Here is a 9776-nt window from a genome sequence, read left to right as displayed (position 1 = left end):
TGTTGAATATGCCATAATAGACACATTCTATTACAAAATACAAAAAATGTCTTTTTAATTCTAATGGACACTATAGTTTGGGAATAGACTAAATCCGTTCCTTGCATTACATTGCAAAAACACCCCGATTCCCGACACCTGACTGCTGATTGCTGACAACCGACACCTATAAACCAAATCACATTTGCATTCTCTGAAGATACGTGGTATAATTTCCATCAAAGAACCTATGATACACCAAATTAACAATAACGAATTATCCATTACAAAAAATAGCGCACCGATACTCACTTACTCTTACGGCGACCCTGAAAAGCCTCCGTATTTTCATCCGCTCTATGTACCGGATGGACAGGTGGTAACCGCGGGAGAGTACACCCAAGGACAATACCCACCAGGGATCTGTTTCACATTGGGAACTGTCAACGGTGAGCACCTCGACCCGAACACACTGATCCGTGAAAGAGAACCGTCGAACGGGGAGACTTCGGAAGATTTCACAATCGTTACGACGTGGAACGCGTCGGAACCGCTGCTCATAGAAACGTGCACCACGGATGTCCATCCACCTCAAACCGAAGTTCAAGTGCTGGACATCGCGATTTCGTTGTTCGCGCCTACGACTTCGCTTGAATTTGCGGGTAATATTGGACTTGGATGCCGAACAGTTGAGATGGAGTACCGCAAAGCTGCGAATGCCAACGGAGGGATCGGCGAAATGGCAGTGAATGGGAATCGATCGGTGTGGGGAACGCTCTCCGGCGTCACGGCTGCTGAACAGAGTGTCGTTGGAGTCGGTATCTTTCCGCATCCAACAAACGGTGAAACAACGTTTCTCGTGGAGGATGTATCGTTCGGATACCTCTTCGCGCAAGCGGCTCCGTTCAAAGTAAACGTCGGACTGACACGCACGCTCAAATATCGTGTCCTGGCGTACATAGGCGATCTCTTTACGGTCGATGTCTGGAAATACCATCAAGATTATATTGGGTAAGTCGGTATAATTTAGGGAGGGCAGTCCAGGACCCCATAGTTAAAAAGATGAAAAACGATAGGCTTTTCCCACTCTTCAATAAAAACGAAATCGCAGACGCACCGCATCCACCGCCACAGGTCCCACAAGACGAAAGTGTTTCTCGGGCAACATCGATACATGCCCGTCGCGTTTACATCGAAACCTACGGGTGCCAGATGAACGTCAGCGACAGTGAACTGATGGCAGGCATTTTGGCGCAGAATGGACACCAGACCGTTCCACATCTCGACGACGCGGATGTCGTCCTCATCAATACCTGCGCGATACGGGAAAACGCCGAAACGAAAGTGATTAATCGGCTGAAGCATCTGAACCACCGGAAACGTCGCCACCCAGAACTCATTATCGGGGTCTGCGGTTGTATGGCGCAACACCTTCGTGACCGACTTTTGGACGCTGCCCCGTATGTGGATCTCGTCATGGGACCGGACGCGTATCGGAATCTACCGACGGCTTTGGATTCTCTGGCACATGATGTCGAATCGCATGTCTCCTTGACGGATCGCGATCCTTTTGTCGGGTTACGGTTAGACAAAAACGAGGATTACGCCGACATCGCGCCTATCCGAAAAGAAGGGATTCGGGCGTGGCTCACCATTCAGCGCGGATGCGATAAGATGTGCACCTTCTGTATCGTCCCTTTCGTTCGCGGTCGAGAACGTAGCCTCCCGCTAAAACTCCTCGTTGAAGATGTCGAAAAACTCGTTGATCAGGGGTTCAAAGAGGTCGTGCTCCTGGGGCAGACCGTTAACTCCTATCGAGATAATGGTGCCGACTTTGGAGATCTCCTCCACACTGTCGGCGAAGTGAACGGATTGGAACGCGTGCGATTTACCTCGCCACACCCCGCAGACGCGACGGACAGCATGATTGATGCTATGGCGAATTCACCAACCGTCTGTAAGCATCTGCACCTCCCTCTACAGTCGGGTTCAACCGAAGTCCTTGAGCGGATGCGGCGCACCTATACAGCGGAGGAATACCGGACACTCGTCTCAAAACTCCGTGAACGCATTCCCGATATTACCCTCACAACCGATATTATTGTCGGTTTCTGTGCTGAAACCGATGAAGAGTTCATGGAAACGTATCAGATGATGGCAGATATCCGATACGATTCAGCGTTCATGTTCAAGTATTCCGAACGTGAGGGAACACTCGCACACAGAGCCTTACCTGATGATGTACCTGAAACAGTAAAGGGAGAACGTCTCGAACAAATCATTCAACTTCAAGAAAACATTTCTGCGGGCATCAACACTGCTGTCGTCGGTGACACCGTCGCAGTGCTTGTAGAAGGCGAATCCCGACGCGACGCAGATAGATACCACGGAAAAACGGACGGTTTCAAGACGACTGTATTCCCGAAAGCGGACAGCCACATCGGAGATGTTGTCAACGTTCGCGTTCACAGCACAACCGCACATACCTTAATTGGACAGATACTCTGATGGACAAAGTTAGGATCAAGAATAAGCTCGAAATTGAGAAAATGAAGCGGAGTGGCAAGGCAGCGGCGACAGTGCTAAAACGCATCGGAGCGGCAATCGCGCCCGGGGTCTCGACTGCCGACTTGGAACGCATCTCGCGTGATACGATTGCCGAAGTCAACGCTACATCTTCCTTCTTAGGCTACCAACTCCCCGATCATGAACCTTATCCCGCTACGATATGTGTCTCGATGAACGACATCGTCATCCACGGGATTCCAGATGAAAAGGAAGTGCTACAGGAAGGCGACATCATCGGGATTGATACGGCTGTCAGCATCGACGGCTACCACGGTGATAACGCGTACACCTTCCCCGTTGGAGACATCTCACCGCCAGCCGCACAGTTGCTTAAAGTGACACGCAGTTCTCTTTACGACGCGATTGCTGAAGCGAAACCGGGAAACCGTATCGGCGACATCTCTTCTAAGTTGCAAGATGGCGCGGAATCCGCAGGATTCTCTGTAATCCAGAATTTCTCCGGACACGGCATCGGACGGAATCTCCACGAAGCACCAGAGGTGCCCTGTATGGGGGTCGCTGGGCGCGGTTTACGTCTGAGACCGGGTATGGTGCTCGCGATTGAAACGATGGTGAACGTTGGGCTCCCCGATGTCCAGATACTGGACGACGGTTGGAGCGTTGCAACACTTGATGGCACCTTATCTGCACTTTTTGAACATACAGTTGCGATCCTCTCGGACGGACCCGAAATTCTAACGGGGAGTGAGCTGTGGGATTTTTAATTTTACCTTGCGGAGGAACAATGTGCGTTTGAACTTTGACGCGTGTTGCTTATATCCGTCTCCATTTCATTACGAGCTACGGATTTTGAGACTATCTTAAGAGGCAACTTTTGCAAGACGAACACCCCTGACCGCTGACGGAAACCGATTGCCAATTGTTCCTTGCGGGCGGTCCCGTGGATTTGATATTGGAGCAGCGCCCAAGAGTCTAAAAAATGAAAATTATAGGTATTATCACTGCCATCCTTGTCTTTATCTCACTCTATCTCATCTTCGGATACGCCCGGATTGAAGGCACAATGCTCGAAGTCCAAAAAATCTTCTACTATCACGTCTCTGCCGCACTCACCGTTTTTGTCGCCTTCGGTGTTAACTGCGTATTCAGTATCAAGTACCTCATTCAGCGAAAATCCAACGACGATCTCCTCGCAGTCGCCGCGGCGGAACTGGGTCTCGTCTTTTGCACAATCGCACTCCTGTCGGGTCCAATCTGGGCGCGATATGCTTGGAACACATGGTGGAATTGGGAAGCACGTCTCACGAGCACACTCGTTCTCTGGCTCATGTATGTCGGTTATTTTATTCTCCGTTCCGCGCTCGAAGGCGACAAACGTAGACTCTATTCCGCTGTCCTCGGTATCATTGCCTATCTTGACGTACCCATCGTCTATTATGCCGTGGACATCTGGCACGGAGGCTTGCATCCAGACCGTGGCACGAAATGGAACCTTGAAACGACGATGCGGCAGACATGGATGGTGGCACTGCTCGCACTCATTATGCTGTTCGTTCTACTGCTCATCGTGCGGTATCGGATGAAGAAGGCGGAAGCGCGTTATGAAATCGTCCGACAGAAATACTTATCGGAGGCATCTCAATGAAAATAGCGGTTCTTGTGAGTTTTGTGGTGGTTTTGGGGTTATTCGTCTTTGCAACCCAAGTCCCGGTCACCTTGACGGAAGACGAAGTCGCGAAGGCTATTGGGGAAGCGAGTTCGGAATCGGAAGCGCCAGTAGATGAAGACCTCTTAGCAGAAGCAGTGCAACTGTCTGTCGCAAAACTGGAAAAGGCACAAAGCACACGCCTGAAGTATCTTGCCTCCGCCTATTTGATTATTTGGTTAGTCTTTATTCTGTATGTCCTACACTTGGAGCGGAAGCAGGAAGAACTCGACAAACGCTTGGCACAATTGGAACAGGACTCCGATCCTGACGCGGCATGAACCGAATCGCCGTCCATGCCCCGATAGATGTGGTTTCCCAACCACACCGATGACTGATAGTGGACACACTGTAGGAGGGATCTCCGAATCCCGACTTCTGATGGCTGATGGTTTCCGACTGCTGACGGCTATTTTTAGACAATACCCTCACCCAACCTAAAATACATAAACTTCTCGCCGTAGTTACGCTTCTCAATACACAACAGTCGTAAACTTTATATACAAAAATCGTTAACAATATTAACATCGAAAAATAGGAGCAAAAAAATGAAAACGTTCCTTTTTAAATCACAACGCACGCTGGAACAACCGCTGACAGAAGTTTTTGAATTTTTCTCTAATGCTCATAACCTTGCTCTGATTACACCGCCATCGCTAAATTTAGAAATCCTCACCCCTGCCCCGATTGAAATGTTTGCCGGAACGCTTATCGACTATCAGTTGAAACTGCATGGCATCCCGATCCGTTGGCAGACCGAGATTACGGAGTGGAATCCGCCTCACGGTTTTTTAGATGAACAACGCCACGGTCCGTATCGACTTTGGCGACATACGCATACCTTTGATGAGACAGAGGACGGTGTTGTTGTGAAAGATTCGGTTGAATACGCTGTTTGGGGTGGTGGGGTCATTGAGAAATTTTTTGTCCGACCGGACTTAGAAAAAATCTTTGCCTACCGTTCTGAACAGTTAGATAAAATTTTCCATCAGGCTTAACCCTTCAGAGGAAAAACAGTAATCCCTCATAGAAACGGATGCGTGCGTAGTAGTGCATCACGCGTTCTACGTGCGCCAACGTCTCGCTGGCACCTTCAAAATAGCCGTGGGGCGGTTTGTCGTCTTCCCAAACCCCGTGATGCATCGAGGTGTGTTGTTTCGTCAATTTGCTGAGCGTAACACTCACAGGTTCCCAGAGAAGCGGATCTCCCGTTTTATGGTAACGGACGAGTGCTTGGGCATCGCGAACCCGTCCGAGCCCCCCATTGTAACTCGCTAACACTAATCGATGCCGATGTTCGTGCGGACTCTCTCGGAAAGCATTATACAACGTCCGTAGATGGCGCGTTGCCCCTGCGATGTTCTGACTCGCATCAAACGGATCTTGCACATCGAGTTGCTTTGCTGTGGTCGGCATCAACTGTGTCAACCCCAGCGCGCCCACCGGACTTACCGCCTTTTCGTCAAACCCAGATTCCTGCACAATCAACGCGCAGACCAATCGAGGGTCCAACGCTTCTTTGGCGGCGTGTTGCTGAATCAATCCGCTATACTTGATGATCTTCGGGCTTAGCGCAAGCAAACGCAGATCCAATGGAACGGTGATAACCAAACCGAGGACGAGGATTAAAGCGAGTGTCGCGAGGATAAGAATGCGTGTCCGTTTACGCAACATTTTTGTTTACCCAAAATGGTTGTTAGTTGTCAGCGAAGAGAGGGCTTGGTTCGACACGATCCTTCTTTAACTGATAACAGATAACCGATAACTGACAACTCTTAAAACAGATACCCCATCTGAATCGCGAGGTGGTGTGCTTGGCTTGTTGACCCTTTACGGTGTTCGGCATTCTGCGTGTAGTGCCATACATATAAGAACGATGCATTCCATCCGTTCAATGGACGATACGAGAACCGACCCCCGATTTCCGTTGTCCGGGCAACAACACCTGTCGGAAACGGGAGCGTCCTGAAGTCTTCCCCATAAAATCGATCTGCGAGTGTGCCTTCCCCCTGTCGGGTGAACGCAGCGCGAATCGCTGCATCGGCAGAGACAGTCAATTGATAGGTGGCTGAAAATCGGACTGTATCCGAATCAGTGCTGATTGGATGTCCAATGGCGTATCCGAAGTGTGTGAACTGATTATCAGGCACGAGATGCGTGTAAGCCCATCGATTGACGCGTGCGTATTCGCTGTGAATTCCGAGATGATGACCAAGATGTTGCGGATACCATGTCGCCCCCAAGAGCCACGCGACTGCATGTGGATCATTCGCACCGGGAACGTATTGAATATCGTCGATGACCCATTCACCATACAAGCGCACACCATCAATCGGGCGGACCGCAGCATCAAAGGCGAACATCACGTTATCGTCGGCTTTGGCGTTGTATTGTAGGGCGTAATAGAAAGTGATTGGGTTAGCGTATTTCCATTCAAGCGTCTGGGCATCGCCACCGTAAATCACCCATTCGGCGACACCGATTTCGACGCGATCGTGGAATTGGTAGTCGAGTCGGTGTCCGCTAATATAACGTTTCGCGAGATAGCGTTTTTCACCGTCATCATACCACGTTGAATCGAGTTGCGCCGTAAAAGCCGTCGCTTTGAGTCGTTTTCCGAGTCTGCTGGTGAGTCGGACCTGGTCAAACGGTGGCGAGTTATCGGAGATACCAACGGTTTTGTATGGACTCGCACCCCAGAAGAGCCAATCTCTGCCGACAAGCAGATCAAGGTGTGCGCTATTGACCTGTAAGTAACCTCGCTTGAAGTCGCCAGTGTAGTCCGCACGCCAGCGTTCAAGCCGTTGACCGGCTGTCGTCCCGTCGAGTGGTGGACTCTCAAAGTTATGCCCCTCAAATTCGGAGTAGAGCATTAGACGCGGGGCTTTTCGCTTTTCGAGTTGCCCAAGTGTATAATGAAATCCCCATTCAAACGCCGGCGCTGCTTTTTCTTCAGTCATCCGAAGTTGTGGCAGGAACCGCATCCGCCGTCCGTTGTGGTTTCGCATGCGTTCTTTTGCGAACTCCCGTTTCAATTTTTCTAAGAGTTTCCTGTCTATCGCTGACGGAACAACAACACCGCTGCGAACGCGCGATTCAGCCTGCTGTATCGCTGCTGCCACGTCTGCTCTTGAAAGCGGTGCCGTGTGTCGATGGAATCCGCCTGTGATACCACCGGTTTCCAATTTTGCGAGTGTCTCAGCGACCCAACCATCCAAATTCAAGGGAACATCGGGAGCACCGAACGCCGTGTTGAGAAGGAATCCAAAAGCAAGGAGAACGGTAAAAACGTAGAAGATTGGAAAACTGAGCGTGGAAGATTGGAAGACTGGAAGACTGGAAGGACGGTCCTCCAACCTTCCCGCCTTCCCTCCCTCTTCTTCCCGCTTTCCTGCCTTCCTGCCTCTGGTTTGCGATACCCCCATTACTCTGTCTCCAATCTCTTAACATAGGTGTCAATGCGTCGGAACTGCCACGTCCATTGAACGTTGTAGAGGAACTGCCGTAGATCGAAGCGATTATCGTCTGGCGAATAGGACTCAGCGTGATAGGAAGGCGTTAGCGTCGTCATTTTGTGTCGATTGATGGCGTAGTATCTGAAGAACCGTTTGACCTTCTCGGCAACTTCATGCGGCGGCAGGTGGTCCCACTCCTGGACCAATTTTTCAAACATACTGACCGGACCGCACTGCTCCATTTTTCGGAGTTGCCCGAAACGACTCAATTCGGCGTAGGTCATCCCCATATCGTCTTCATCGGTTTGCGTGTATGTTTCGGTTATCGGTTCCAGTTCTGCTGTCGGTGGCGCGTCAACGATTTCCGAGAGAGCCGTATAACCGAGGTTGTGTTTCGCCCAATTCAGGAATCGACGTAAATCGTGTTTGCTAATCCCACCGATCGGGTTGATGTCGCCGCTACTGCAATCGTATTTTGTGAGATAGCCCCGCAATGCCTCGTCCACATTTCCTGTGCCCAATACGAGGAGTGTGCCTTCCCGTTTCCGCACCCACGGCATCATCTGCGCGAACAGGTAACTCAACACCATTCGCAACCGTGCCTGTATGTTCTGCAGTGCCTGATTCTCTCTATAACTCCCACCTTCAACCTTAAATCGAGGGGTCTTCTGTGTAATACGGGTAAAGAGCGTCTGCAACGCAGTGACAAGTCCATCCATATTGATGTCAAGATGGTCGGCACCTATCTGCTCCGCAAGTTGTTTTGCCCGCTTTTGGGTGTCGCGAGAACTATTCTCTGTGCCGATGTAGCACGTATACAGTAGGCGATTGGCGAGTACACGCGGATCCGTGAAAACGTCTGGAGTTTCACCGTCATCCAGCCACCTCTCTACATCGCGAATCACCGCGGCATCTTTGTCGCGTATCGCTTTTGCCACCAATTGACACATTGAACCGACGAGCGTTGCAACGGCACCGCTGTCAGCACCACCCGAAAGCGGAATGAAATATCCCGCCGCACCAGATCTACGTAGATAATCCCAGAGCCAGCACGCCGGACCCAAAGCGATCTCTTCCTCCGGTTCGTGCGTATGCGGCTCGATTGGAAGAGAAGAGTGGAAGAGTGGAAGAGTGGAAGAGTGGGGATCCCGCCTCCCATCCTTCCACTCTTCCATTCCCACATCAAAATCAATATCTATCTGCGGTAACGGTTCCATTTTGCTCGCTTGGACAGCGCGACTCGCTTTCGCACCACGATACGCACGCACATCGTGAAGGTTCACCGTCGCGGTGACGACCTCGACATCTTTGAGCGAGAATTGGGACCCTTGCGCTAAAATCTCACCGTTTTGAGCGATCAGTGCACAACCGTCGAAATAGAGCCTACCCCCATCACATCCCTGCTGATTGGCGTAGAGATAGACACCACCGTTTTTGGCACTTGCGTTCCTAATGAGTGCAATGCGCGTGTCTAATTTCCGTAACTCGTGGTGAGAACCGGATCCGTTCGCTATGATTTCAACACCGGCATTGCCGAAGTGTATGTGTGGACTCATCGGCACAAAGAGTTCCTCACAGGTCTCCGATGCCAAAAGTGTATCCGATGTCGCGATCGCCGCGATGCCGATCAGCACCGTTCGCTGTCCAGTCAGTTCGGCAATCTCGCGTGGAAGTGTATACGGTTCGGTGCTCCAACCCCGTTCCCATGCTGTAAACCAGCGATGTTCCCGATAATTACCGTCGCTCGCCAGGACCATCTTCGGACGAATTAACAAAATCTTGCCGTCTAACACGAAGACCCGACAGTTGTACCGAACATTTTTATGCATGACAGGCATCCCAATGTCGCACAGAATGCCGTCTGTCTGTCCGCTTTTGAGGATACATGCCAACGATTCCCAACTGTGCAGGAGCGTGTCCAATTCCAGAAAATGGTCTTCGCAGGAATACCCTGTAATCTCCAGTTCCGGTCCCAACCGATACCGAGCACCGCGTTCTTTCGCAATCTCGATGGATTCAATGATGCGCGCAGTGTTCCCTTCAAAATCGAGACTCCACTGATTCAGGTTGCACGTTGCGAGGACTGCTTTCATTTTTTAATCTTACCT

The 9776-nt window shown here is 50.7% G+C and carries 9 protein-coding genes; 6 read left to right on the top strand and 3 right to left on the bottom strand.

Features of this window, described 5'->3' with window-relative positions; translation table 11 throughout:
- Positions 1–229: 229 nt before the first annotated feature.
- The 6 genes from J4G07_11725 (at position 230) to J4G07_11700 (ending at position 5211) form a co-directional block, all read left to right on the top strand.
- A complete protein-coding gene (locus tag J4G07_11725; protein MCE2414665.1) occupies positions 230–994 on the top strand; it encodes a PmoA family protein in 765 nt (254 codons plus the stop codon).
- A gap of 47 nt (positions 995–1041) precedes the next feature.
- Entirely contained in the window at positions 1042–2487 is a 1446-nt protein-coding gene (miaB, locus tag J4G07_11720) for a tRNA (N6-isopentenyl adenosine(37)-C2)-methylthiotransferase MiaB (GenBank protein ID MCE2414664.1), read from the top strand.
- A complete protein-coding gene (gene map / locus J4G07_11715) occupies positions 2487–3272 on the top strand; it encodes a type I methionyl aminopeptidase (GenBank protein MCE2414663.1) in 786 nt (261 codons plus the stop codon). The genes miaB and map overlap by 1 nt, the downstream gene beginning before the upstream one ends.
- A gap of 215 nt (positions 3273–3487) precedes the next feature.
- A complete protein-coding gene (gene ccsA, locus J4G07_11710) occupies positions 3488–4153 on the top strand; it encodes a cytochrome c biogenesis protein CcsA (protein ID MCE2414662.1) in 666 nt (221 codons plus the stop codon).
- On the top strand, positions 4150–4494 hold the full coding sequence (locus J4G07_11705) for a CcmD family protein (protein ID MCE2414661.1): 345 nt from the start codon (positions 4150–4152) through the stop codon (positions 4492–4494). Before ccsA ends, J4G07_11705 begins: the two co-directional genes overlap by 4 nt.
- A gap of 267 nt (positions 4495–4761) precedes the next feature.
- Positions 4762–5211 carry an SRPBCC family protein gene (locus J4G07_11700; protein MCE2414660.1) on the top strand — a complete coding sequence of 150 codons (450 nt, stop codon included), beginning with the start codon at positions 4762–4764 and terminating at the stop codon, positions 5209–5211.
- 4 nt (positions 5212–5215) lie between these two features.
- Here J4G07_11700 and J4G07_11695 read toward each other — a convergent pair whose 3' ends face one another.
- From J4G07_11695 to nadE, 3 genes are all read right to left on the bottom strand, one after another.
- Positions 5216–5887 carry a transglycosylase SLT domain-containing protein gene (locus tag J4G07_11695; protein MCE2414659.1) on the bottom strand — a complete coding sequence of 224 codons (672 nt, stop codon included), beginning with the start codon at positions 5885–5887 and terminating at the stop codon, positions 5216–5218.
- Positions 5888–5988: 101 nt separating this feature from the next.
- A complete protein-coding gene (locus tag J4G07_11690; protein MCE2414658.1) occupies positions 5989–7638 on the bottom strand; it encodes a hypothetical protein in 1650 nt (549 codons plus the stop codon).
- Positions 7638–9761, bottom strand: coding sequence for an NAD(+) synthase (nadE, locus tag J4G07_11685; protein MCE2414657.1), 2124 nt, complete (start codon positions 9759–9761; stop codon positions 7638–7640). The genes J4G07_11690 and nadE overlap by 1 nt, the downstream gene beginning before the upstream one ends.
- Positions 9762–9776: the final 15 nt, after the last annotated feature.

Source organism: Candidatus Poribacteria bacterium (assembly GCA_021295715.1).
In the GTDB taxonomy this organism is placed as follows: Bacteria; Poribacteria; WGA-4E; order WGA-4E; family WGA-3G; genus WGA-3G.
This window is presented reverse-complemented; position numbering and strand designations above follow the sequence as displayed.

What these genes read in the sequence shown, in the direction of transcription:
- J4G07_11725 (MCE2414665.1), top strand. Translation starts at nt 230, where the DNA reads ATGATACACCAAATTAACAATAACGAATTATCCATTACAAAAAATAGC.
- miaB (MCE2414664.1), top strand. Translation starts at nt 1,042, where the DNA reads ATGAAAAACGATAGGCTTTTCCCACTCTTCAATAAAAACGAAATCGCA.
- map (MCE2414663.1), top strand. Translation starts at nt 2,487, where the DNA reads ATGGACAAAGTTAGGATCAAGAATAAGCTCGAAATTGAGAAAATGAAG.
- ccsA (MCE2414662.1), top strand. Translation starts at nt 3,488, where the DNA reads ATGAAAATTATAGGTATTATCACTGCCATCCTTGTCTTTATCTCACTC.
- J4G07_11705 (MCE2414661.1), top strand. Translation starts at nt 4,150, where the DNA reads ATGAAAATAGCGGTTCTTGTGAGTTTTGTGGTGGTTTTGGGGTTATTC.
- J4G07_11700 (MCE2414660.1), top strand. Translation starts at nt 4,762, where the DNA reads ATGAAAACGTTCCTTTTTAAATCACAACGCACGCTGGAACAACCGCTG.
- J4G07_11695 (MCE2414659.1), bottom strand. Translation starts at nt 5,887, where the DNA reads ATGTTGCGTAAACGGACACGCATTCTTATCCTCGCGACACTCGCTTTA.
- J4G07_11690 (MCE2414658.1), bottom strand. Translation starts at nt 7,638, where the DNA reads ATGGGGGTATCGCAAACCAGAGGCAGGAAGGCAGGAAAGCGGGAAGAA.
- nadE (MCE2414657.1), bottom strand. Translation starts at nt 9,761, where the DNA reads ATGAAAGCAGTCCTCGCAACGTGCAACCTGAATCAGTGGAGTCTCGAT.